Source organism: Phycisphaerae bacterium, from assembly GCA_017999985.1.
Lineage (GTDB): Bacteria > Planctomycetota > Phycisphaerae > UBA1845 > Fen-1342 > JAGNKU01.
In genome coordinates, this window is sequence record JAGNKU010000006.1 from 199,294 (window position 1) to 222,593 (window position 23,300).

At 68.0% G+C, this 23,300-nt stretch carries 18 protein-coding genes; 12 read left to right on the forward strand and 6 right to left on the reverse strand.

From position 1 onward, the window contains the following. Position 1: 1 nt before the first annotated feature. The gene (locus KA383_09975; protein MBP7746451.1) at positions 2–619 is read right to left on the reverse strand and encodes a hypothetical protein; all 618 of its coding nucleotides are present in this window, start codon (positions 617–619) and stop codon (positions 2–4) included. Between the two features lie 179 nt (positions 620–798). On the opposite strand from KA383_09975, the gene KA383_09980 reads away from it, so the two are divergent. After that, a complete protein-coding gene (locus KA383_09980; GenBank protein ID MBP7746452.1) occupies positions 799–1,560 on the forward strand; it encodes a hypothetical protein in 762 nt (253 codons plus the stop codon). Positions 1,561–1,585: 25 nt separating this feature from the next. On the opposite strand, the gene pgmB is transcribed toward KA383_09980, so the two are convergent. Then, the gene (gene pgmB / locus KA383_09985; protein ID MBP7746453.1) at positions 1,586–2,233 is read right to left on the reverse strand and encodes a beta-phosphoglucomutase; all 648 of its coding nucleotides are present in this window, start codon (positions 2,231–2,233) and stop codon (positions 1,586–1,588) included. A 149-nt stretch (positions 2,234–2,382) separates the two neighbouring features. On the opposite strand from pgmB, the gene KA383_09990 reads away from it, so the two are divergent. From KA383_09990 to KA383_10000, 3 genes are all read left to right on the forward strand, one after another. Further along, positions 2,383–3,741, forward strand: coding sequence for a hypothetical protein (locus KA383_09990; protein MBP7746454.1), 1,359 nt, complete (start codon positions 2,383–2,385; stop codon positions 3,739–3,741). Between the two features lie 28 nt (positions 3,742–3,769). Then, positions 3,770–6,088 carry a glycoside hydrolase family 65 protein gene (locus KA383_09995; GenBank protein MBP7746455.1) on the forward strand — a complete coding sequence of 773 codons (2,319 nt, stop codon included), beginning with the start codon at positions 3,770–3,772 and terminating at the stop codon, positions 6,086–6,088. Positions 6,089–6,188: 100 nt separating this feature from the next. After that, positions 6,189–6,521, forward strand: coding sequence for a hypothetical protein (locus KA383_10000; GenBank protein MBP7746456.1), 333 nt, complete (start codon positions 6,189–6,191; stop codon positions 6,519–6,521). Between the two features lie 6 nt (positions 6,522–6,527). On the opposite strand, the gene KA383_10005 is transcribed toward KA383_10000, so the two are convergent. Beyond that, positions 6,528–8,681, reverse strand: coding sequence for a hypothetical protein (locus KA383_10005; GenBank protein ID MBP7746457.1), 2,154 nt, complete (start codon positions 8,679–8,681; stop codon positions 6,528–6,530). Positions 8,682–8,779: 98 nt separating this feature from the next. Here KA383_10005 and KA383_10010 point away from each other — a divergent pair, with 98 nt between their 5' ends. From KA383_10010 to KA383_10025, 4 genes are all read left to right on the forward strand, one after another. Next, positions 8,780–9,196 (forward strand): hypothetical protein, encoded by a 417-nt coding sequence (locus KA383_10010; protein MBP7746458.1) that lies wholly within the window; start codon positions 8,780–8,782, stop codon positions 9,194–9,196. 40 nt (positions 9,197–9,236) lie between these two features. After that, on the forward strand, positions 9,237–10,283 hold the full coding sequence (gene thiE / locus KA383_10015; protein ID MBP7746459.1) for a thiamine phosphate synthase: 1,047 nt from the start codon (positions 9,237–9,239) through the stop codon (positions 10,281–10,283). Then, positions 10,280–11,062, forward strand: coding sequence for a ribonuclease H-like domain-containing protein (locus KA383_10020; GenBank protein MBP7746460.1), 783 nt, complete (start codon positions 10,280–10,282; stop codon positions 11,060–11,062). The genes thiE and KA383_10020 overlap by 4 nt, the downstream gene beginning before the upstream one ends. 191 nt (positions 11,063–11,253) lie before the next feature. Next, the gene (locus KA383_10025; protein MBP7746461.1) at positions 11,254–13,215 is read left to right on the forward strand and encodes a M20/M25/M40 family metallo-hydrolase; all 1,962 of its coding nucleotides are present in this window, start codon (positions 11,254–11,256) and stop codon (positions 13,213–13,215) included. A 1,151-nt stretch (positions 13,216–14,366) separates the two neighbouring features. Here KA383_10025 and KA383_10030 read toward each other — a convergent pair. Both KA383_10030 and kdsB read right to left on the reverse strand, forming a co-directional pair. Further along, positions 14,367–16,181, reverse strand: coding sequence for a CTP synthase (locus KA383_10030; GenBank protein MBP7746462.1), 1,815 nt, complete (start codon positions 16,179–16,181; stop codon positions 14,367–14,369). A 74-nt stretch (positions 16,182–16,255) separates the two neighbouring features. Continuing rightward, complete coding sequence (gene kdsB, locus KA383_10035) at positions 16,256–17,023, reverse strand: 3-deoxy-manno-octulosonate cytidylyltransferase (GenBank protein MBP7746463.1); 768 nt, start codon at positions 17,021–17,023, stop codon at positions 16,256–16,258. Positions 17,024–17,267: 244 nt separating this feature from the next. On the opposite strand from kdsB, the gene KA383_10040 reads away from it, so the two are divergent. The 4 genes from KA383_10040 to KA383_10055 all read left to right on the forward strand — a co-directional run bounded on the left by KA383_10040 (position 17,268) and on the right by KA383_10055 (position 21,193). Then, positions 17,268–18,722, forward strand: a complete 1,455-nt coding sequence (locus KA383_10040) for a cytochrome ubiquinol oxidase subunit I (GenBank protein MBP7746464.1) — start codon at positions 17,268–17,270, stop codon at positions 18,720–18,722. 30 nt (positions 18,723–18,752) lie between these two features. Then, positions 18,753–19,769: a cytochrome d ubiquinol oxidase subunit II gene (gene cydB, locus KA383_10045; protein MBP7746465.1), complete on the forward strand. Its 1,017-nt coding sequence runs from the start codon at positions 18,753–18,755 to the stop codon at positions 19,767–19,769. Positions 19,770–19,934: 165 nt separating this feature from the next. After that, positions 19,935–20,663: a hypothetical protein gene (locus tag KA383_10050; protein ID MBP7746466.1), complete on the forward strand. Its 729-nt coding sequence runs from the start codon at positions 19,935–19,937 to the stop codon at positions 20,661–20,663. A 149-nt stretch (positions 20,664–20,812) separates the two neighbouring features. After that, positions 20,813–21,193, forward strand: coding sequence for a hypothetical protein (locus KA383_10055; protein MBP7746467.1), 381 nt, complete (start codon positions 20,813–20,815; stop codon positions 21,191–21,193). Between the two features lie 110 nt (positions 21,194–21,303). On the opposite strand, the gene KA383_10060 is transcribed toward KA383_10055, so the two are convergent. After that, positions 21,304–22,863 carry a peptide MFS transporter gene (locus tag KA383_10060; protein MBP7746468.1) on the reverse strand — a complete coding sequence of 520 codons (1,560 nt, stop codon included), beginning with the start codon at positions 22,861–22,863 and terminating at the stop codon, positions 21,304–21,306. Between the last annotated feature and the right edge of the window lie 437 nt (positions 22,864–23,300).

Consider the following 23,300-nt stretch of genomic DNA (forward strand, 5'->3'; position numbering starts at 1 on the left):
GTTATCTCACCGGCACCTGGTGGTCGTAGAACTTCACCGCGACATCCTGGGCGAAGGCGGTCAGCGTCGCGGCACGAATGGCGCGATCGGTCGATCCATAGCGGCCCGGACCATCGGGTGGATACACCGTGCGGGCATCGCCCTGATAGGCGGCCTGCGAGTTGGGGTACTCGGTGTTGTACACCCGGAGCGCCGCCGTGATGTGCCCGCGGTAGAGGTACGGGCTCTCGGGCTCACGTGTTGTGTACTGGGTCAGCTCGATCTCGAGCACGCGGTCGGCGCCGAAGCGCTTGCCGAGCGCGGCCGGGTCCATCGTCGCCCAGTCGCGCTCGGTGCGCTGGAACTCGGTGATCTTCCGGGGATCAACCACCGACACGCCCTTGACGTTGGCTTCGAGGGCCACGCGCACATGATCGGCGACCTCCCAGGCCAGGTTGGCGTTCTCGAACAGCAGCTCGTCCGGAGCGCGCACGACAATACAGGCCGTCTTGTCTATCAGGTAGGGATACTCCGCCGGGACCGTCTTCGTCTGCTCGGGCAAAAACAGCGCCAGGGCGCGGCAACCCGCCAGCGAGATCGCCAGGGTCACGAGAAGCAACGTCGTCGCTACGCGCATCATCACCAACCCGCCTTCCCACGCCGCGGCCCCTGTGGCCGCACACGGTCCGCACACCATACCAAGCCGGCTCCGGGTTGGGTAGCCGACGCTGCCCCGGCCGGGCAGTAGAATGAAGCGTCGGGCGCCGGGACCGGCCGGGCCGCACGCAGCGCGGCCGGCGGCCCTACCGAGGTTGCCGCATGCCGTCCACGGGCACGGACACGTCCGAGCGTTTCACGATGCTCTGCCTCAAGTGCGGGCGCGTGCTGGCGGCGCGACGCGAGTGGATCGGCCGCGATGTGCGGTGCCCGCAGTGCGCGGAGCTGATGCGCGTGCCGACGCCGCGGGCGGACGGGCAGCCGGCCAAGGCCGTCCTGCCGCCGATCGGGGGCAGCGCGCTGCGCTTCCAGTTCGGCTGCCCGCGCTGCGAGACCCTGCTGGAGTCCGAGGGCGCCCAGAGCGGCCGCGTGGGCACCTGCCCGACGTGCGCAGCCCAGTTCACCGTACCGCGCTTCACGGCGGGGATGCACGGCCTGCCGATCGCGAAACTCCTGGTCAGCGATGATCAGGATCCGACGCCGCTGCACGCGTACGCGGCGAGCGGACGTGACGCGCCGCGAATCCACCGGCGCGGCGACGGACTCCTGGAGATCGAGTGCCCCCGCTGTCGGACGCACTGCGACATCTCCGCGAATGTCTGCGTGGAATGCGGCACGCCGTTCACGATTGAGGGCGTGCCGACGGTCGCGTCCGTCCGCGCGGACCCATTGGGCACGGCTGCGTTGATCGTGGGGATCATCTCGATTCCGCTGTGCATGCTGTTTGTGCCGGGGGGGCTGGCCGCCGTGCTCGGGCTGATCGGGCTGCTGCGGGCGCACCACGCGCGGCCGGGGCGCGCCCTGGCAGGCTTCATCATGGGGGTGATCAGCCTGGCGCTGGGGCTGATGATCCTGTACCTGTAACCACGCGACTGGCTGGGACAGACGCTCAGTCAACCCGGAGCAGCTCGTCCACGGTCACATGCGCCAAGTCCGGGGCCAGGCGGGCCACACCGGGCAGCGATGCCGGCGTGCCGATGCCGAACACGGCCATGCCGGCCCGGCGGGCGCTCTCGATGCCGGCCTGGGCATCCTCGATGACCAGGCACTCGACCGGCGGCAGTCCCAGGCGCCGAGCGGCGAGCAGGAACACCTCCGGATCCGGCTTGGAGCGCGTGATGTCATTCCCGTCCGCGACCGCGTCGAACCAAGCGTGCAACCCGAGCCGCTCCATGATGATCGGGACGTTCTTGCTGGAAGACGCGACCGCAGTCTTGATCCGCCGGCGACGCAGCTCGGCCAGCGTGTCCACGACGCCCGGCAGCAGGTCGGCCGGCGTGAGGCGCTGCAAATAGGTGAGGTAGATGGAGTTCTTACGCTCGGCCAGGGCGGCTTTCTCGGCGGACGTGTATTTGCGGGTCGCACGCTCCAAGACGATCTCCAGGCTCTCCATCCGGCTGATGCCGCGCAGCCGCTGGTTGATGGAGCGGTCGAAGTGGATGCCCTCGGCGGCGGTAAGCTGCTGCCAGGACTGAAAGTGCAATTCGTCGGTCAGCACGAGCACGCCGTCGAGATCGAAGATCACGCCACGAATCATCGCCGCCTCCGAACCGAGTAACAAAGGGGGCAGGTAACAAGGTAACCAAGAGGGCCGCTGCGGTCCAAGCCAGCCGTGCCACCCGGCAAAACCGAACACCGCTTGCCAGCGGCGGCGCGCGGCGGCAGACTGCCCGGACTATGGCAGAATTGGCTAGATACTGGACGCCCGTGGAAGCGGCCCGGCGGCTCGGCGAGCAGGCCGGGCAGTTGCACGCGGCCGAGTTCGCTGAGGTCCGCAACCTCGACTTCGTGTTCGCCCCGAGCGAGCTGTACCCCCTGGCCCCGCACGCCCGCCCCCCACTGCCGCGCATCGCCGCCTTCGCCGTGGACATGGACGGCACGAGCACGACCACGGAGCCGCTGGCCCTGAACGCGCTCGAGTACATGGTTCGGCGCATTACCGGCCGGCTGGAGGTCGCGCAGTGGCCCGGACTCGACGAGCGACTGGACCATCCACACGTCGTCGGCAACAGCAATTTCCGGCACACCGAGTTCCTCGTGCAGCGCTATCGCGATCAGATCGACCGCGCGGCGTTCGCCCGGGCGTTCATCGAAGCCGTCGCCTGGACGCTGGCGAACATGACCGACGCCGCCCGGCGGCGCGACGTGCTGCGCACTGCCGGTCATTGCGGGCTGGGCGCCCTGCTGGCGGACAGTGCATTTCGTCGGCTGGTCGAGGGCGGCGCGCTGGACATCGAGGCGGTCGGACAGCACGTGGCGCCGCTGGTCGCGAAGTACGGGCCGGCGTTTCAGCCACCGCACGAGAGCGAACAGGTGGCGGCGGCGCTTGACATCTACTACATGCGCTACCATGCGATCCTGGGCACGCTTGAACGCGGCGCGGCGCCCCAGGGGCTCGTCGCGCCCATGCCCGGCTACGAGGTTTTCGTGCCACTGATTAAGGGCTGGCTCGGCCCGGAGTGCGATGCGCTCTACGAGCCGCTGCGCGCCCATCTGCTGCAGCAGCCGGCGCTGGGACACACGGCGGCGGAGCTCGACCGCTACCGGCCGCGACTGGCGCGCCTGGCGGAGCACTTCCGCCGGCAGCCGGCGAAGCTCGCGCTCGTGACCGCGTCCATCGCGTACGAGACGCACGCGTGTCTGCGGGCGGTGCTGCGCGAGATGGCGGTGCGGGTGCAGGACTGGCCGGTGCCGGCCGATTGCCGCGCGCGGGTCGCCGAGGGTCTGGCCGAGGAGCACACGGTGTTCGACGGGCTGGTGTGCGCGTCGGACGCATGGGAGGCGCGCCTGAAGCCGCATCGCGATCTGTACAGCCTGGCGCTGTTTCAGATGTCGGTGCCGCGGGCGGACTACAATGCCTGCATCGGCTTGGAAGACACGGAGCCGGGCATCATCGCGCTGCGGGCGGCGGGCATCGGCTGCGCCATCGCGCTGCCCAATCGCGACACACAACGGCAGGACTACCGGGCCGCCACCGAAATCGTCCGCGGCGGGCTGCCGGAATTGATCCTGGCGCGAAACCTCTTGCTGGCGGACGACGCGTAGCGGCCTGCGGGCCACGAAGGTCAGGCACATGGGCGATTACGACACCTGGCAGGTCGTGAACACAAGTCCCGACCCCCACACGCTCGGGCAGTGGAACAGCGTGTGCACGATCTCCAACGGCTACCTCGGGCTCAAGGGCAATCTCGCCGAGCAGCGCGACGGCTACGAGCCGGTCACGCTGATCAACGGCGTGTTCGATGAGCTCGACATGTTCGGCCAGTTGCGCTGCACGGCGGAGGACCGGCGTTATCTCGACCCGCGCTACTTCGACACCGCCGGCAAGAGCCCTGCCGTCGCCAACCTGCCGAGTCCGCTGTTCGTGCAGGTCTTCGTCGGCGAGCGTGAAATCTCCCTTGGCCGCGGCGCCGTCAGCAATTTCGCCCAGGCGCTCGATCTCGCGACCGGCGTGTATCGCTACAGCTTCGAGCATCGCGACGGCGACGGCCGCACGACGCGGATCGAGATGGAGCGCTTCGCGTCGCTGAAGCACGCCCACCGCGTCTTCATGCGCTACGCCATCACGCCGCTGGATCACGAGGCCCCCATCCGCGTGCACTCCGGCATCCAGGGGCGCGTCCGCTCGAACACGACCGGCGAGCGGCAATTCTCGGTGACGGAGCTGTGGGCGTGGCCTCCGGAGCGTTGCCGGCTGACCGCGCACACGCCCGCGCGCGAGCATGATGTACGGCTGGGCGTGCTGCACACGCTGCGCGGCGGCGCGGCGGACGAAACCGCCGGCGTTGCGGAACACGATGCGGTGTACACGCGCTTCATATATCGCCAGCCCGCGCGGGGCAGGACCATCACGCTCGATCGACACGTGGTGCTGGTGTGCTCCGAAGATCTGCGGCACGGGGTGGTCGCGGACTTGGAGGCGGAGCTGGACGCGGCGGCGGCGCAGGGTTACGACGCCGCGCTGGAAGAGCAACGCGCGGCGTGGCGCGGCTTGTGGGAGCGCTGCGACGTGCAGATCGAGGGGGATAACCCGGCCCAGCTCGGCCTGCGCTTCTGCCTGTACCACCTGCTGGCGGCGGCGCCGCGCTTCACCGACCGGCTCTCGGTGCCGGTGAAGCTGTTGACCGGCGAGTACTACCAGGGCACGACGTTCTACGACACGGACGTCTACATTCTGCCGTTCTACACGTTCACGCTGCCGGAGCTGGCCCGGACGTGCCTGAACTATCGCTACGAGGGGCTGCGCGCCGGGCGCGAAATCGCTCAGCAACTCGGTGTCGAAGGCGCGAAGCTGGCGTGGCAGGCCGGGCCGCGCGGCGAGGAATGCCTCGGCCGCTGGTGGCGCTTCACGCACACGAACATCCACATCAACGCCGACGTGGCGTACGCGCTGCAGCAGTACTATTGGGCCACCGGCGATCTGCGTTTCATGGCCGAGCGCGGCATCGACCTGCTGGTCGAGACGGCCCGGTTCTTCGCGACGCGGGCCCGCCACGACGCCGCGCGCGACCACTACGACCTCCACGACGTCGCCGGACCGGACGAGGGACATTGCGAGAGCACCAACAACTTCTATACGAATTACCTCGCGCGGCTCAACCTGCGGTTCGCGGCGGACATGCTCGCGGAGCTGGCAGCATGGGACCCCTCCGCCCACGCCGCCGCCGTCCGCCGGGTCGCGCTGCGCCCCGGCGAGCCGGAGAAATGGCGACAGGTGGCCGCGCGGCTGACATTATTGCAGGACGCGAAGACCGGCGTGTATGAGCAGTATGCGGGGTTCTTCCAGCTCCCGCCGGCGCCGCCGGAGCTGCTCGAGCAGCGGCGCGTGTGGTTCGTGACGGTGGCGCCGTACCAGGCGCTGAATCAGCCGGACGTGCTGATGGCCATGGCGCTGTTGCCGGACAATTTCGACGCGGACACACTGCGCGCGAACTGGGAGTACTACCGCGACAAGAGCCTGAACTTCTCGTCGATGAGCTTCGTGATCAACGCGCTGAACGCGGTGGACGTCGGCGAGCCCGCCGCGGCGTACAAGCACTTCATCATTACAACCGGCATGGACCTGGATGAAGCGCTCACGGGGCGGCGCGACACGTACGCGGGCCTGCACGGCACCGCGGCGGGCGGGGCGTGGCTGGCGGCGGTGCGCGGGTTTGGCGGCGTGCGGCTGAGCCACGACGAGCTGCGCATCGATCCACACCTGCCGCCGCAGTGGCGTTCGCTGCGCTTCAACCTGGTGCTGCGCGGGACGGTGGTGCGCGTCGCGATCGATCCGCACGAGGTGGCGCTGACGGCCGAGGCCGGGCGGCGGCTGGACGTGCCCATCCTCGTCGGCGGAAGGACGGTGGCGCTGCGTGCCGGTGAGACCGTGGCGGTGCGGTACGCGGAGTGAACGCGCGGCTGGTCAGCCGCAGGCCGCGCGAGCAGTCTGCTGTTGCGGCGGGTGCGGGGCATGAGCCGCCACCCGCCGTCATTGGCCGGAGGAATGCACGATGAGACGCACGTGTCTGGCGCTGGCGGCGGGGCTCCTGGCGGGGCTGGCGGGCTGCGCGGCGAACTCGATCAGCGGGTCGGGCAGCCGCTACGCGCAGGTCTTCCAAGGCTCGATCAGCATTGTCGGCGAGTCGCACGAGGTCACGATCCAGAGCGGCTCGAAGGTGCCGAAGCTCTCGATCCTGGGCGAGGATGTCCGCGTGACCATCGAGCCGGGGGCCGCGGTCGTCAAGATCGAAGTCGCCGGCGACGACAACGAGATCATCTGTCCCGAGGGGCTGAACGTCGAGTTCGCAACGACCGGGGACGACAACAAACTGATCCGGCGATAGCGCCGGCTACCAAACGTAGGTCGTCGTCGCCCCCGCGCGGCGCGGCGCGATCAACTTGCCATCCCCACAGCGGGCCGGGCGCAGCGGGCCGCGCGCGCCGTGCAGAGTCAGGCGGCCATGCCCCTGGGCCGCGATCTGGATGGGCTCGTCCGCGGGGCCACTCAGCGGCAACCGGATGATCACCCGCGTCGTGCAGTCCAGAAACCGCCGGCCGTTGCGCCGCACCTGCAGGCCCTTGCCCAGACGCACCGCGTAGATGTCGCCGCCGACGCGGACGTTGCGCAGGCCGGCCGCGGGGAACATCACCGAGCCCAGCCGCAAATAGCCGGCGGGCTCCACGTCAATCAGCTCCTGAAACGCGACGTACGCAAGCAGGCCGCCCCAGTGATACAGCCGGGCCGCGTTCCAGACATCGCCGCCGGCACCCGTCTCGGCGTTGTAGTTCTCGTATACGCCGCCGTCGGCCCGCCAGTTGCGCATGAACAGGTCGAGGCTGCGCCGTGCCAGCTCCGCCGCTTCGGTGTCGAAGCGGTAGCGCCGCAGACCTTCGGCGACGAGGAAATTCAGCGGGCCCCAGACGCGGCCGCGCCAGTAGTCGTTGTCCGGGTACGCCGGATCGCTGCGTGCGATGGAGGGGATGACGAACTCGCCCCAGAACTCGCCTTCGTTGAGCAGGTGCTCCTGCACCAGGCGCGCCGCGCGGTCGGACGGGGCGACGCCGGCCAGCAGCGGGAAGAACGACGTCGGTGCCCAGCGGTCGGAGTAGCGTCCGTCCCAGTGCCGGTTGCAGTACAGCCCATGCTCTTCGTCCCACAAATGCCGGTTGATGCGCTGGGCCATGGTCGTGTGTTCGCGCCGATAGCGGGCGGCGTCCGCGCGGCGGCCGAGACAGGTCGCGACGCGGGCGAGGGCTTCGCAGTCGAGCGCGTAGTAGCTGCTGAGGGCCACATCGTCGAGTTCGAGCGTGTGGGCCCGCTCGTTGAAGACCACGCCGTCAAAGAGCGGTGAGTTGTCGAAGCCGGATTCGTACATCGCGGCCTGGCGCGTGAACTGCAGCTTCTGGTTGTAGGGCACGAGCTGCGGGAACTCGTAGTCCACCGGGTCGGAACCCCAGGCCAGCAGGCCGCGCGGCCCGCCGGCGCGATGCTTCATCCAGTACGCGTGCCAGCGACACAGGCGCGGGTACATCGTGCGCAGCCACGCGCGATCGGGGGCCGCGCATTGCGTCTTCCAGATCGCGTACGCCCCCAGCGGCGGCATCGAGCGATCCAGCGACGTGGCCCCGTGCGCCATGTAGTAATTCGGCACGTGGCCCAGCTCGTCGATGGCCGCGGTCACCGTCTCGAGATTGAGGCGCGCCAGCTCGGGCGCGGCGCAGGCGGTCATCGTCGCGACCAGGTACGTGTCCCAGCAGAACACCAGCACGCCGCGCCAGTCGTAGCACCAGTCACGACTGACCGGCGAGGACGCCAGGCACCGCCGGGTGTCATAGAGCGTGTTCCAGGTGACCGCCGAAAGCAGCGCCGTGGGAGCATCGGCCAGCGCGCCCGTGGCCGACAGCGTACAGCGTCGCAGCGCGCTGAACGTGCCGGGGGCCGCGTCGGTCGGCTTCCCGGGCGCGCGGCTGCCACGCGGGGGAGCAAGGGTCAGTTGCGCCGCCCGGCCCGCCGCTCCGATGGCGTACGGCTCGGCGACGTTGACGAAGTAGTCGCGCGGCCAAGTCGCGCCGCGCAGCCGCACACCCCACCCAGCAAACGTGCCAGCGGTCGGCGCCTTCCGCGTCGGCGTCTCGCCGACGGGAACGGCAAAGAGGAACACGACGCGCTGCCGGGTTTCGGCTAGCGGCGCCACCGTCAGTTGCAGGCGACCGTCCGTCCCGATGGCTGCGACCCGATACGGCACGCCACCGGCCTTGAACTCCAGTTGGGCCGGCAACCCCAACGGCGCATGCGGCCCCAGCCGCGTGACGTCGCTCCAGCGGAACTGCTCATAGAGCTCACCGATCTTCTTGCTGTCGGGTGCCGGCGGCGGGACGGACTCGTCCCAGAGCGCGAAGCGCACGGCCAGCACCGTGCGCCCCCGATCGAGGTACACAAGCCGGTTAAAGCCCTGAAAATCCCACGTGTTCCAACCGGTTGGCGTGTGCGTAATCGCGTTCATGGGGTGCACTTTTCGCCGCTGCGAGCGCCCGCGTCAAGCCGCCACGCCGCCGGGCCCCGACGCTGGTACAATGGAGGGACGAGCATTGGGAGTGGCATGTGTCCAGCCCGCCGGCCTCAACCAGCCCAGCGGCGACGCTGCGGGAGCCGCCGCGCCGACCGTTTCTGCGTCAGCCGACGCTCTACCCGGGTCTGTATACGTGGTACGTGTTCGTGTCCGCGCTGGACGTGCTGTTCACGTGGTTGATCCTGGCCGCGGACGGCGAGGAGGTGAACGCGCTGGCCGACTGGATCATCCGCAATCACAGCCTGCCGGGGCTGGCGGTGTTCAAGTTCGCCACCGTGGTGCTGGTGCTGCTGATCTGCGAGGTGGTCGGGCGGCGACGATTTCAGACCGGCGCCAAGCTGGCCCGCTGGGCCGTGGTGCTGAGCGGCTTTCCGGCGGTCGTGGGCGCGGCGCACCTGCTCCGCATAGCCCTGGGGCATGCCGGCCCGCTGGCCGCCCCGCTGCCGTGACCCAGCCGACCGCGACACAGGATGGTGTGCTGAGCGTGTAATGGAAGCGGATATTCTCAGAATCGTGGACGTGAATGTGAACCGGCTGCGCGAGGCGCTGCGGGTGATCGAGGATTATGCGCGGTTTGCGCTGGACGACGGCGACGCCGCCGGGGCGGTGAAACACTGTCGACATGAGCTGCAGTCGATGGTCCAGGCGCTCGGCGCGGACGGGCTGCTGGCGGCGCGCGACATCGTTGGCGACGTAGGACGCGACTTGAAGACGCCCGGTGAGCTGCGCCGCGACTCGACCGAGGACGTGGTGCGGGCCGCATTCGGGCGCGTGAGCGAGGCGGCCCGCGTGCTGGGGGAGTACGGCAAGATCGTGTCGGAGCCGGCCGCCGCGGCCGCCGAGGCCCTCCGCTATCGCGCCTACGAGCTGGAGCAACGCGTGGTGCTGCGCGGCGCGCTCCGCCGGCGGTTTCGTGGCGTGCGGCTGTACGTGCTGTTGACCGAGGCGCTGTGCCGCGGACCGTGGCTGGCGACGGCGGAGGCGGCGATCCGCGGCGGCGCGGGTTGCCTGCAACTGCGCGAGAAGGAATTGCCGGACGGCGAATTACTCCGGCGGGCACGGGCGCTGCGCGAGCTGACGACGACGCACGGCGTGCTGCTGGCGATCAACGACCGGCCGGACATCGCCCGGCTGGCCCGCGCGGACGCCGTCCATGTCGGGCAGGATGACCTGACGGTGCGCGAGGTGCGGCACATTGCCGGCGGCGGGATCCTGGTCGGCAAGAGCACGCACACACTGGAGCAGTTCGAGGCCGCCCGGGCCGAGGACCCGGACTACTTGGCGGTCGGGCCGATGTTCCAGAGCGGCACGAAGCCACAGAAGCACATCGCCGGCCCGGAGATGCTGCGCGCAGCGCGGGCCCGCACCGATTTGCCGCTGGTGGCGATTGGCGGCATTACGGCGCGCAACGTCGCGGAGATTCGGGCCGCCGGCGCTACGTGCATCGCGGCTTGCGCGGCTGTAATCGGCGCGGATGATGTCGAGGCCGCGGCGCGGGCCTTGTGCGGCAACTTGGCCGGCGGGAGCGTGCGATGAGCCGGCAGCGACTCGACGACCTCAAGGCCGGTGGTGTTCCGGGGGCGCGGCCGGCGGCTTCACCGGTGCGGCCGACCGCGCGGGCACTGGCGGAGGTCGTCGGCGGACAGGAATCGCGCTGCGACAAGCTGGTCTACTGGTCGCTGGAGACGCCGTTCGATGATGTCTGCGCGCAGCATGAGGTCCGTCCGCGAAGCCTGCTGCGGCCGCTGCACTACAACGTCGGCGGTGGACATCCGGCCGTGGTGGACGCCCGACGGACAATGATTCTGGACATCGAGACCGGCGGGTTCAGCGGAGCGCCGGTGTTCCTGATCGGCCTCGCCTTGCTGGACGACCGGCCGTTGCGCGTGCGGCAATTCCTGGCCCGCGACTACCCGGAAGAAGAGGCCATCCTCCGCGCGCTGGCCCGGCTGACCACCGAGCGCGACACGTGGGTCACGTTCAACGGCAAGAGCTTCGACGAGCCGTTCCTACGCGACCGCGCGACGATCCACCGCGTCCGACTGACGCCGCCGCGCCTGCACGTGGATTTGCTGCACGCCGCCCGGCGAGTGTGGCGGGGCCAGGTGCCAAACTGCCGGCTGGGGACGCTCGAAGAGCACATCCTGCACCGCCCGCGGGTCGGGGACGTGCCCAGCAGCGACGTGCCGGACCTGTTCCACCACTTCATCCGCACGGGCAACGCCGCCCCCCTGCGGCCCGTGCTCGTCCATAACCAGATCGACCTGGTGTCGGCGACGGAGCTGCTGCTGCGACTGGTGACCGCGAACGCGTAGGGGTGTGCGCAACCGGGGACAGCAAAGCTCCGCTTTGCTGCGGCAAACCAGAGGTTTGCCGTCCCCCGGGGCGGCGCGCAACCGTGGTTCTGCGCGGTGGACGCGCGCCTCCGTAACGCCGTTTGCCGGCCTATGATCTGCCAGGGTACACTTTGTGCGTGGGTCGAACCCCCACCTGCCTGGAGTAATGTATGCGCAACCGCACCGCCTCAGTCGTCGCTGGTCTGATCGCCATCTGTGGGGCGTGGTCGCTCGTCGCCCAGGAGCCGGCCAGCCGGCCCGCGTCGCCCTTTGCGGCCGAGGCGTACCTGGAACACATCAAGTATCTCGCCAGCGACGATCTGGAGGGACGTCAGCCGGGCACCGAGGGCATCGAGCTCGCCGCCGAGTACATCGCCCGCCATTTCGCCGAGGCCGGTCTCGAGCCCGCGGGCGATGACGGCACGTACTTCCAGACGTTTGAAGTGAAGCGCGGCAAGAAGCTGGTGGACGGCGCGGCGGTGCTGAAGGTGGACGGAATCGACCGGCAGTGGCAGTTTCGCAAGGACTGGATCGCGTTGCCATTCTCCGACACTGACGAGGTGGAGGGACCGCTGGCGTTTGCGGGATATGGAATCTCCGCTTCGGCCTACGAGTATGATGACTACAAGGACTTTGACGCGACCGACAAGGTCCTGCTGATCTTCCGTTACGAGCCGCGCGCGCAAGACCCGGAGGCTGCGTTCGGCGGCAAGACCCCCTCGCGCTACGCCGAGTTCGCACGAAAAGCCCGGGTCGCATACAAGGAAGGCGCCAAGGCGCTGTTGATCGTGAACCCGCCACAGCACGAGCCGTCGGACGACACGCTGTTCGTCTTTGACGAGGATCTGAGCAACCGGACGTGCGCTCTGCCCATGGTCCACGTATCGCGCGAACTCGCCCAGGCCCTGCTCGACAAGGCCGGGCTCGGTACCCTCGCGGAGTTGCAGGCCAAACTGGAACGGGAGCGCAAGCCGCTCTCTGCCGACATGAACCTGCACATCACGCTCAAGCCCGGCATCCGGCCGAACAAGCTCGCCGCGCGCAACGTGGTCGGCCGCCTGAAGGGCACCGGCGACACCACGGACACGATCGTCATTGGCGCGCATTACGACCACTTGGGCAACGTGCCGAGCCGCATGGGCGGAGCTGACGAGCCGCAGATCCACAACGGGGCCGACGACAACGCGTCCGGGACGGCCGGCGTGCTGGAGATGGCCCGCGTGCTGGCCAAGGAGCCCAAGCTGCGCCGCGACGTGATCTTCGTCGCGTTCAGTGCCGAAGAGATGGGCCTGCTCGGCAGCGCCCACTTCGTGGACCACCCGCCGACCGACCTGAAGAACATCCGCGCCATGGTGAATTTCGACATGATCGGCCGCCTCGGGACGAACAAGCTCACCGTCTACGGCGTGCCCAGTGGCAGCGGTCTGGCCGACTTGGTCAATCCCGCGGTCGCGCAGGCCGGCCTCGAGTGCAGCCCCGCGCAGGGCGGCATGTTCGGCGCCAGCGATCACGCGACGTTCTACGCCCATGACATCCCGGTGCTGTTCGCCTTCACCGGCGTCCACAAGCAGTATCACACGCCGGACGACGATTGGGAGCTCATCGACGCGGAGGGGGCGACGAAGGTGCTGACGGCGTTCCACCAGATCGTGCGGGCCGTGGCCGACCTGGAGACCGGACCGGAGTTCGCGAAGGTCGTACCGCAGGCCGAGCCGGAGCCGCCGATCAAGCCCGAAGTCGAGCATGAGAAGGAAGCCCAGGACAAGGACACCCACGACGAGCCCGGCGCGCACCGTCACCACGGCCCGCCGGGTCCGGGCGGTGACGCCGAGCGTCCCACGCGCCCACCGGTGCGCCTCGGCATCATGCCGGACTTCACCGGTGGCGATAAACCGGGTGTGGGTGTCACATCGGTGCTGGATGGCGGCCCCGCGAAGGCGGCGGGCATGCAGGATGGCGACCGCATCGTGAAGATCGGCGGTGAGCCCGTCAAGGACATCTATGGCTACATGGACGCTCTGCGCGAGTTCAAGCCGGGCGCGACCATCGAGATCGTCGTAGTCCGCAAGGACGAGGAACTCACGCTGAAGGTCACGCTGCAGGACGCACCCAAACCGCGCGGCGCGCAATAGCCGACGGAAAGACCACCACCAAGGCACCAAGGCACAAAGGTCAACCCATACGTGACAGGACTCGAAGCCGCAGCCCCGTAGGGACGTTTGTCAATAGCCCAGGGCGCGAGCCCTTGGACACGCAACGACCTTTCTCTCCTCCGTGAGCCCCGGAGGGGCGATTGACGGCTAGCCTGTCAGGCGATCACAAGGCTAGCCCGCGCCGGGACCATCCTTCGGTGTCTGTGGGCACGCCATGCTGCTCTCAGGACAGACGCACGCGCATTCGGGACAGCGACCGGACGTGTTACCTGTCAAGTCATATCCACACTTTCGGCAGTGCCCAGGTGGCGGAGCTACACGCCGTCGACAAGACGCTACCAGTATCAGTGCGGCCAGAGGGAGCAGAATCATGCATAGCGGGAACGCGGCCTGGAGTCCATTCGACGGATACACCACCCACGACGGACGCCACGCCAGCGCTGGCCCGCCGGGCGCATCGCAGAAGAACTCGACCCCGCGGATCGGATGGCCCTTTTCGAAGGGGCCGTGCACCTTGTGGTCCCAGTTTATGAAGACCTTGCCTCCGCCAACGCGGATTTCGCGGGTGTTGCCGTCGCCCACCGCAACTACGCAAAATCCGCTGGCGAGCCAGAGCAGGACCATGCGACCCGCCATGACGGCGGCCAGCCGGCTCGGCAGCTTCCAGCGCGAACGTTTGTGATCCCGTTCCATACAGATCGCACGAGCAGTCGAAGGCAGTCTCTGCAGTTCGCTTCATTGTGCGGGACATGCGCGCTCAGGGTCAACCGTTGCGCCAACGCGGACAGAGCACGACGACCAGCCACGGCGTTGCGTGGTCACAGGTGCGCTTGCACGGCCCTGCGGGTCGGGCGTCGACCGCCCCTACGGGGCTCAAGAGTTAGAAGCGAGGGAGCTTGGCTCTGTTCCCAGGGCTCGCCCCCTGGGCTACCAACACACGCCCCTACGGGGCTACAGGCACCCCGGGGCGGATCACTCGCTCGTTCCCCTCATTCCTTGCTCCCTTGATCCCTTGTTCCCTTGATCCCTCTGCGCCTGCGTGCTGCGCGGACCCGGCGCGGCCGCTTAGAGTCCTGATGGCCGTGCCGCTGCCTTGGGGGCGAAGCCCACGCAGCGCGATCGGCCGTGCGTCAGACCTGCTCGACGCGGTGCTCGCGGGCCGGGGCGGGTGTGGGCTCCGAATCCGCCGTCGCTTCGAGCTCGGCGGGATAGCGGAGCGGCACTTCGTAATCGGGGTAGGCGCGCCGGAGGGCGGCATCGACCAGGCCCAGGAAGAACGGCTGCGGCGACAGCGGCCGGCTGGTCAGCTCGGGGTGGGCCTGCGTGCCGACGAAATAGGGGTGCAGATCGGACCGGAGCTCCAGGATGTTCATGATCTCGGCCCGCGGCGACTTGCCGGAGAAGATCATCCCCGCCGCTTCGAGCTGCGCGATGTAGCGGGGATCGACCTCGTAGCGATGGCGGAACCGCAGGCGGGTGCGCGGGCCAAACATGCGGGCCGCGAGCGTCCCCGGCCGGACGACGATGTCATGCCCGCCCAGCCGCATGGTACCGCCGAGGCCCTCGATCTCCTTCTGCTCCGGCAGGAGGTTGATCACCGGGTAGCGGCACTCCGTGTCGATCTCGGTCGAGTTCGCGTCCTCCATCCCGCAGACGTTGCGGGCGAAGTCGATCACCGCCATCTGGAAGCCGTAGCAGATCCCCAGGCACGGCAGCTTGGAGAGACGGGCGTGCTTCAGGCAGGCGATCTTGCCGTCGGCGCCACGCGTGCCGAACGCGCCGGGCACGATGATGCCGTGCAGGTCCTGCAGGGCCTCGGGCACCGTCGCGTCCGTGAGCTCCGACGTATCAACCCAGCGCGTCTGCACCTTGCAGCCCAGGTGCGTGCCGGCGTGCTCCAGCGCCTTGAGGATGCTGGCGTAAGCGTCGCGAACGGCCGTGTACTTGCCGGTGATGCCGATGGTGACCTCGCGCGACGCGGTGCGCAGGTTGCCGAGGTAGCGGGACCACGCCTCGCGGGCCGCCCGCTCCGTCTCCTCGTCCACACGCGGCTTCAGCTCGAGCCAGTCCATGACCGCCTTGTCATAGCCCGCGCCCCGCAGCAGTTCGGGAATCAGGTACACGCTTTCACAGTCGTGCATGCTGAAGACCCGCTCCGGCGGAACGTTTGAGAAGAGCGCGATCTTCTCGCGCACCTTGCGCGTCACGGGCGTGTGGGCCCGGCACGCGATGATGTGGGGCTGCACGCCGCATTCCAGCAGCCGGCGGACGCCAAGCTGGGCGGCCTTGCTCTTCTGCTCGCCGAGAATCACCGGCTCGAGGACGTACGTCAGGGCAACGAAGCACACACTGCGCTGGCCCTCCTCGAAGGCGAGCTGCCGGACGGCCTCAATGTAGTGGGCATTCTCGACGTCGCCGACCGTTCCGCCGATCTCCACGAAAACCACGTCCGCCTTGGTAGCCAGGGCCAGTTCGCGGAGGCGGTTTTTCACCTCGCCGGTCACGTGCGGGATCATCTGCACGTCGCGGCCGAGGTAGGCGCCGGTCCGCTCGCGTTCGAGGACCCGGCGGAAGATCTGGCCGTTGGTGGCGAAGTTGAGGCGGCTGAGGTTCTGGTCGAGGGCCCGTTCGTAGGTGCCGAGGTCCATGTCGCACTCGGTGCCGTCGTCGAGGACGAACACCTCGCCGTGACGGAACGGGTTCAGCGTGCCGGAATCGATGTTGAGGTAGCCTTCGAGCTTGATCGGCGCGACAGCGAGGCCCTTGTCCTGGAGGCAACGGGCGAGCGACGAGCTGAAGATGCCCTTGCCGAGCCCGCTCATCACCGTCCCGAAGACGATGACGAACTTCGTCGACCCCGGCTTGTAGCCGGCGGGCATGGGCAGGTAGAACTCCGTGTCACCGGACTGGTCGCGAATCGATTCCAGCAGTCGATCGCCTTCCATTGGTCTGCACCCGCATCCCGACCGGGCCGGTGTCGCGCCGGCCAGATCCGCATCATCCCGCGTGTCCCATCGCCTCAAGTCTTGCGTGCCGTCCCGGACTCACGGCACCGGGCCACGAACTGTTCATAGTCCTGTGGCGTGTCGATGCCGACGCACGCGTGTTCAACAAGCTCAACGGCCAGCGCGATGCCGCGTTCCAGCACGCGTAGCTGTTCGAGTTTCTCGATGCGCTCGAGTACGCCTGGAAACCAGGCGGCGAGCTCAAGAAGGAACGACCGGCGGTACGCGTACACCCCGAGATGCAGCAAGCATCTGTCCGGGGCGCCGCCCCCACCGCCGTCTCGCGGATATGGTATCAGAGATCGCGAAAAATACAGCGCCCGACCGGCGGAATTCAGCACGACTTTCACGCAGTTCGGATCGCGCGGGTCGGCGTCGGGCGGAAACGGGCACGCCAGGGTGGCGATCGGGCAGTCCACCGGCTCACGGGCGAGCCGCGCGGCCAGTCGGTCGAGGTAGGCGGGCTCGATCTCGGGCTCGTCGCCCTGGACATTCAGGATGATGTCGTCGGGGGCGCCGGGCAGCCCGCTGACGACCTCGGCGATGCGGTCGGTGCCGCTGGGGTGGTCGGGCCGGGTCATGGCGACCTGGCCGCCGAACTCCTGGACGGCGGACGCGATCCGCGCGTCGTCGGTGGCGATAATGCAGCGGGCGATGCGCCGGGCGGCCAGCACGCGTTCGTAGACGTGCTGAATCAGGTACTTGCCGGTTTCACGGGCGAGGGGTTTCCCGGGGAAGCGCGTCGAGGCGTAGCGGGCGGGGATGACGGCGACCACGTCCATGCGTCGGCTGCCCGGGTAGAGCCGCGAGGTATCCGCCGAGGATGATACCGCCGACGGCCGACAATGCAAATTGCTTGGGTGGCAACTGCCCGGGAGCAGCGGCCGCCCATCCTTGTGCCCCTGCTCTGGCGCAGTGTCACACCTGGCCCTTTCGTATCGCCGACCGCCGAGTACCATATGCGATTGCACGTCCGGCGCGGGTCGCGCGGCCCCCGCGGGGCGGCCCCGGGCCAGCAGGTGTCACATGGATCTCGACGCCGTCCAACTGTCTCGCATCCAGTTCGCCCTGACGGTCGGCTTCCACTACCTGTTCCCGCCCCTCACCATCGGCCTCGGAGCCCTGATGGTCATCATGGAGGGGCTCTTCATGTGGACCAAGGACCACCAGTACGAGGCGATGGCCAAGTTCTGGACCAAAATCTTCGCCCTCATCTTCGCGATCGGCGTCGCCAGCGGCATCGTCATGGAGTTCCAGTTCGGGACCAACTGGTCCACGTACTCGCGCTTCGTGGGCGACGTGTTCGGGTCGGCCCTCGCCGCCGAGGGCATCTTCGCCTTCTTCCTCGAATCCGGGTTCCTCGCCGTGCTGGTCTTCGGCTGGGACCGCGTCAAGCCGCGGACGCACTTCCTCGCCACCATCCTCGTGTCGCTCGGGTCCATCTTCTCCGCCATCTGGATTGTCGTCGCGAACTCGTGGCAGCAGACCCCGGCCGGCTTCTACATCGTCGGCGAGGCGCTTGGCCGCCGCGCGGAGGTCACCGACTTCTGGGCAGTCGTCTTCAACCCGTCCACCATCGACCGCCTCGCCCACGTGCTCATCGGGGCGTTCATCGTCGGCGGGTTCTTCGTCATGAGCGTGTCGGCGTACTACCTGCTCAAACGCCGGCACGAGCAGTTCGCCCGGCTCAGCTTCAGCATCGCGTTGCCGTTCACGACCGTGTTCTCACTGGCTGCCCTGGCCTCCGGGCACCACCAGGCCCAGGTCGTTGGCACGCATCAGCCGTCCAAGCTGGCCGCGTTCGAGGGCCACTTCGAGACGAGCGCCGGCGGGGCCCCGCTGTATCTCTTCGGCATGCCGGACGTCGAAGCGCGGAAGGTCAATTACGGGGTCGCCGTCCCGGGCATGCTGAGCTTCCTGCTGCATACGGACTGGAACGCGCCGGTGCGGGCACTGGACTCCTACCCGCGCGAGAACTGGCCGCCGGTGAACCTCGCGTTCCAGTCGTACCACCTGATGGTCGCGCTGGGGATGCTGTTCATCCTGCTGACACTGGTGGCGTGCTTCCTGAAATGGCGCGGGACGCTGTTCGAGCACCGTTGGCTGCTGAAGATCTTCGTCGTCGCGGTCGCGGGCCCGCTGATCGCGAACCAGGTGGGCTGGATCGCCGCCGAGGTCGGCCGCCAGCCCTGGATCGTCTGGGAGCTGCTGCGAACCAGTGACGCCGCGTCCAAGGTCGTCTCGGCCAACGAGGTGCTGACGTCGATTATCGTCTTCGGCGCGATCTACCTGATGTTGCTGGCGGTCTGGCTGTTCGTTCTGGACCACAAGATCAAGCTCGGACCGGAAGACCCCCAGATGCTGGCCGCCGAGGCCCGGAAACGCGGCTGGTTCGCGGTGGCGGCGGAGCGGGTGGCGCCGTCCGGCCCCTCGTTCACCGAGGCGCGTGACGAATCCGCCGGCGGCGGCAAAAAACGCTAGGCGGCCTTTCGTGAAGGAGTCCATACGGTCATGGACCTGAATCAATTCTGGTTCGTCACGCTCGGGGTGCTGCTCGCCGGGTACGCCATCCTGGACGGGTTCGACCTGGGCGTTGGCATCCTGCACCTCGGCGCCCGCAACGACACCGAACGCCGGATCTTCATGAACTCCATCGGCCCGCTCTGGGACGGCAACGAGGTGTGGCTGGTGACGTTCGGCGGGGCGCTGTTCGCGGCGTTTCGGGAAGCTTATGCGACTGCCTTCTCGGGGTTTTACCTGGCGTTCATGCTGCTGCTCTTCGCGCTGATCTTCCGCGCCGTCTCGATGGAGTTCCGCAGCAAGCGCGACTCGGCCGCGTGGCGCGGCGTCTTCGATGTCTGTTTCTGCGGCGCCAGTACACTCGCCGCGCTGCTCTTCGGCGTCGCCGTCGGCAACTGCATCAAGGGCGTGCCGATCGGCGCGGACCATGAGCTGCACATCGCGCTCCTGGGTTTGCTGACCCCCTACCCCGTGCTGGTCGGGCTGTTCACCGTCGCCATGTTCGCCATGCACGGCTCGATCTACCTGTACCTGAAAACCACCGGCGACCTGCAGAAGCGCATCCACGGCTGGATGTGGCGGACTTTCGGGGTCTTCCTGGTGCTGTACCTGCTCACGACGATCTACTCGCTCGTGCAGATCCCGAACGCGACGCGCAACTTCAACGCGCACCCCTGGGTCTGGGTGGTCGTGGTCCTCAATGTGCTGGCCATCGCCAACATCCCGCGGGCCATCTATCTCAGCCGGCCGTTCTACGCGTTCATCTCGTCGAGCGCGTCCATCGCGGCGTTCGTGTTCCTGTTCGGAGTTGCGCTGTATCCGGACCTGCTCGTGTCGAGCCTGAACCCGGAGTGGAGCCTGAACATCTACAACGCGGCCTCGTCGCAGAAGACGCTCCAGATCATGCAGATCATCGCGTTCCTGGGGATGCCGTTCGTGCTCGCGTACACGTGCGTCATCTACTGGGTGTTTCGCGGCAAGGTGGAAATCGGGAAGTTCAGCTACTGAACGCGGCTACACTACGGGCACGTTTCGCCCATGCAACGCGCCGCCGGCGCCCCTTGGTGTTCCGCGGCGCTCCCGTTAGACTGGCGGGTTCCGAAGGCCGACCCGGCTGACAGACGCTTCTGCCAGGTTTGGCGTGTCACCGGGCGGCACCGGGAGCGGAAGGAAATGGACGTGGATCGGGCGCCGGGGAACGCTTACCGATTGGTGATCCGTCTCGCCACGCGCGAGGTCATCTTTGACCGCTCGCCCTTCCCCGGCTACAAGCAGGCGGTCGCGCGCGTCGCCGACGCCGTCCGCCGTCACGCCCGCGACGGCGACGTGGTCAACGTGCTGCTGCAACGCCAGACGCCGCTCCGGCCGCATCGGCGCAACGGCACGGCGCAGCCCGGCGCCGCAACCGAGGGCGATGCCGGCCGCTGGATGACACTGGAGCACTGGGGCGGCGACGTCATCGGGCGCATCTTGGATCAGACCGGCGCGCCACACCCGGCCGCTCCGGAGCCCACGCCCGAACCATCCGGGCCGCCGGCACCGCGAGTCGCCGCCCCCGAGCGCGCGGCCGTCGAGATGGCCGACGCGGCTGAGCCGGTTGCCGCCAGCGCCTCGTCGCCGCCGTTCGCGCCGCCGCACAGCAACGGACACCCCGCGCCCCGCACGCGGCCGAAGAACGGCCAACTGGGGCATCGTTGGCACATCGCGTTATCGGTCGCGCTGGCGATCGTCGCGTGGCTCGTGCTGGCGTATTTCCTCGCCGGCGGACGCATCGGCGAGTTGCTGGGAGCGGTGACCGCCTCTCGCCCCGCGGTCGCGACGGATTTGCCCTTCGACGCGCGGCAATCGGAAAGTCATGCGTCTCCCTCCGCCAAGCCCCGGCGGCCAGACAGCCTGCGATAACTTCATTAATTTCAATGCGTTGCGCGGACTTCGCGGCGACAGGCCGCGGTTGGCCGGCGTCAGAAAAAACGCCGCGCCGCTCCGGCGCGACAAACGCATGAATAGATGGACGGTCTGAATCGTCAGGAGGATGGAGACTGGAGAACGTCATGCACACGCATTTGCGAACGCTGCTCATCGGAACGTTGCTGCTGGGGACCGCGGCCGGCTGCGACCTCGACATCCTGGTGGATGAGTTGGACGACGGAACGGTAATCATCGATGGGGGCTGCCCGGACTGTTACTACGAGGAAGAGGTCTGGGTTGAAGACACGTACGTCGAGGAAGTGTGGGTCGACGACTACGGGTACGACTACTACTACGAGGACTACTACGTCGAAGAGCCGTACTACTACGACGAGGTGTACGTCGAGACCGCGTACTACGATGAAGGGTGGGACGACGAGTACTACGCGGACGAGTACTACGAAGACGACTACTACGCGGACGAGTACTACGACGACGACTATGATGACGAGTGGGACGACTGAGCCCGCCGTGCCGCGTAGCTGACCACCGCACACAAAACGCGATCCCCCGACGGTTTGCCTCCTTCACCGCCGGGGGATCGCGATGTTTCTGGGCGCGGCGTTGTCGGCGGCTACTTCACGCCGTGCATGAGCCGCTTGAGCAGCGGGGTGAGCAGGAACAGGAGCAGCGCGGCGCCGCCCGCCATGGCGCCGATGCGCAGAAAGACCGGCGCGTAACCGAGCTTGGCGGTCATCGGGCCGACCACTCCTCCGGTGATGACGTTGGCGAGCGCCGACGACAGGAACCACATGCCCATGAAGACGCCCACCAGGCGCGCCGGCGCCAGTTTCGTGACCATCGACAGCCCCACCGGCGACAGGCACAGTTCGCCCGTGGTGAACAGCAGGAACCCCAGCAGGAGCCAGATCAGCGGGCCTTGGCCGCCATCGCGCGCCTGCAGCGCCGGGATCCAGAGCACGAGGAAGCCCAGACCGAGTTGGAGCAGTCCCAGCGAGAACTTGAGTGGCGTCGAGGGCTCGATGTGCTTGCGATCGAGCCAGACCCACAACCAGGAGAACGGTATGCCCAGCAGGATGATCAGGAACGGGTTGATGAAGTTGACCACCCACGCCGTGGGCAGTTCCCACCCGAGCACGCGCATATTGATATGCTGCGCGGCGAAGCGGATCACCGTGCTGCCCTGCAGTTCGAAGAACCCCCAGAAGACCATCGAGAACATACAGAGCACGATGATGACGAACATGCGGCCGCCCTCTTCGCGCGTGGCCCGGTAGCACTCGAAGAGCAGGTACGCCAGCACCGGGACGGCGATGATCGTCGCGAGGCCCTGCACATACCGTGGCACCGACATCAGGTACGCGGCCAGCGGGATGAACACCAGCACGCCGATCAGCAACGGCAGGACATTCGGCACGCCGAAACGCCCGGGCCCGAGCAGCCGCGCCCCGGCCGGCGGCAAGCCGCGCCCCTGGATCCAGTTGCGGCCGGTGAACATGATGACCAGCGACACGATCATGCCGATGCCGGCCAGCAGGTACGCCAGGTACCAGCCCCATTTCTCCGCCGCCCCGCTGGAAAAGCTGCTGATCATCGCACCGATGTTGATGCCCATGTAGAAGATGGTGAACGCTCCATCCCGGCGGGCATCCTGCTGTTCATACAGCGTGCCCACGATGGTCGAGATGTTCGGCTTGAAGAACCCGTTTCCGCAGGCCAGCAAACCGAGGCCCAGGTAGAACAGGAAATTCAGCTCGCCGGGCTTGTAAGTCGAACTTACCAGCAGCGCATGCGTCGTGAGCGTGAAGTGCGCCAACGACATGAGGATGCCACCGATGTAGATCGCGCGGCGTTGCCCCAGCAGCCGGTCGGCCAGCATGCCGCCGATGAAGGTCGCGGAGTAGACGAAGCCCACGTAGGCCCCATACACCTGGTCGGCAAACCCGCCGGCCTTCTCGGCACCCTCCTGCGCCGCCATGGCCACCAGCACGACGTTGACCATGTACAGCGTCATGATCCCGCGCATGCTGTAGAAGCTGAATCGTTCCCACAGCTCGGTCGAGAACAGGACGAACAGCCCCTTCGGATGGCCGAGGAATTCGCCGGAGGGCGCGGGGTGGCGCGCGTACGCGACGGCGCCAGGCGGGGTCTGGTTCGGAGCTGGATCGGGCACGGCGTACTCTCCCATTAGCCGGGGTCGGACAGCAGCGCACGCAATTGGGCGGTTAGGATAGCGACGCACCAGGCGCCACGCGAGCACCACCCGCCCGCCGCCCGCGCCGAGTTCGGCGTAGCGGCCAACGGATGGCGGACCCCCTGCGGCGGAAACGACTCGCGCGTGCCGGGGCGCCGCTGCGCTGGTACGGGAATGGACTTGCAGCGCTTCCCGCCGTCGAGCGTCTGGAAGCCAGTGTTCCGCGGCTGAACCCGGGGGGTGCGCGCCATGGCGAGGAATCTATCCACCGCGCCACCACGCGTCAACGAAGTCGCACGTGGAGCGTGAGTGGTCCAGTTTCCTGGCAATCGGACGGCGGACCGGGATCTCGCCCGGGCCCGGAGCGTTTATAATCCAGGGGAATCCGCTGGTGGAAGCAGGCTGCGCACGGCGGG

Excerpts from the sequence above, each read along its gene's own strand:
- KA383_09980 (MBP7746452.1), top strand. The coding sequence starts at position 799 with ATGCCGTCCACGGGCACGGACACGTCCGAGCGTTTCACGATGCTCTGC.
- KA383_10050 (MBP7746466.1), top strand. The coding sequence starts at position 19,935 with ATGGACGTGGATCGGGCGCCGGGGAACGCTTACCGATTGGTGATCCGT.
- KA383_10030 (MBP7746462.1), bottom strand. The coding sequence starts at position 16,181 with ATGGAAGGCGATCGACTGCTGGAATCGATTCGCGACCAGTCCGGTGAC.
- thiE (MBP7746459.1), top strand. The coding sequence starts at position 9,237 with ATGGAAGCGGATATTCTCAGAATCGTGGACGTGAATGTGAACCGGCTG.
- KA383_10025 (MBP7746461.1), top strand. The coding sequence starts at position 11,254 with ATGCGCAACCGCACCGCCTCAGTCGTCGCTGGTCTGATCGCCATCTGT.
- KA383_10005 (MBP7746457.1), bottom strand. The coding sequence starts at position 8,681 with ATGAACGCGATTACGCACACGCCAACCGGTTGGAACACGTGGGATTTT.
- KA383_10040 (MBP7746464.1), top strand. The coding sequence starts at position 17,268 with ATGGATCTCGACGCCGTCCAACTGTCTCGCATCCAGTTCGCCCTGACG.
- kdsB (MBP7746463.1), bottom strand. The coding sequence starts at position 17,023 with ATGGACGTGGTCGCCGTCATCCCCGCCCGCTACGCCTCGACGCGCTTC.
- KA383_09975 (MBP7746451.1), bottom strand. The coding sequence starts at position 619 with ATGATGCGCGTAGCGACGACGTTGCTTCTCGTGACCCTGGCGATCTCG.
- pgmB (MBP7746453.1), bottom strand. The coding sequence starts at position 2,233 with ATGATTCGTGGCGTGATCTTCGATCTCGACGGCGTGCTCGTGCTGACC.
- KA383_10020 (MBP7746460.1), top strand. The coding sequence starts at position 10,280 with ATGAGCCGGCAGCGACTCGACGACCTCAAGGCCGGTGGTGTTCCGGGG.
- KA383_09995 (MBP7746455.1), top strand. The coding sequence starts at position 3,770 with ATGGGCGATTACGACACCTGGCAGGTCGTGAACACAAGTCCCGACCCC.
- KA383_10000 (MBP7746456.1), top strand. The coding sequence starts at position 6,189 with ATGAGACGCACGTGTCTGGCGCTGGCGGCGGGGCTCCTGGCGGGGCTG.
- cydB (MBP7746465.1), top strand. The coding sequence starts at position 18,753 with ATGGACCTGAATCAATTCTGGTTCGTCACGCTCGGGGTGCTGCTCGCC.
- KA383_10055 (MBP7746467.1), top strand. The coding sequence starts at position 20,813 with ATGCACACGCATTTGCGAACGCTGCTCATCGGAACGTTGCTGCTGGGG.